Raw genomic sequence first — 279 nt, forward strand, 5'->3', positions numbered from 1 at the left:
ACGACAAGCACGACGCCGACGGCGCGCCCAAGGTCATCTACCTGCAGGACGTGCTCGACGACTGGTATGGCAAGGACCAGGCCCGCGTGATCCTGCCGATCACCGACCCGTACGTGGTGCACCACGGCGCGCTGGGCTCCTTTGCCACCGTGTACGCCCCCGACGAGGCCCGCGTGCCGGGCTGGATCGAGCGCATCCAGCGCCTGCCGGGCATGGAGCTGGTGCTCTCGCGCAAGGACGCGGCCGCGCGCTTCGAGCTGCCGCCCGACCGCATCGGCG

1 pseudogene is annotated in these 279 nt (G+C 71.3%); it reads left to right on the top strand.

Annotation, left to right across the window (positions count from 1 at the left end):
• Positions 1 to 279: pseudogene (locus ACZYSP_RS35595) on the top strand (phosphonoacetate hydrolase); the annotation flags it as partial.

Source organism: Variovorax sp. F042 (assembly GCF_057814215.1).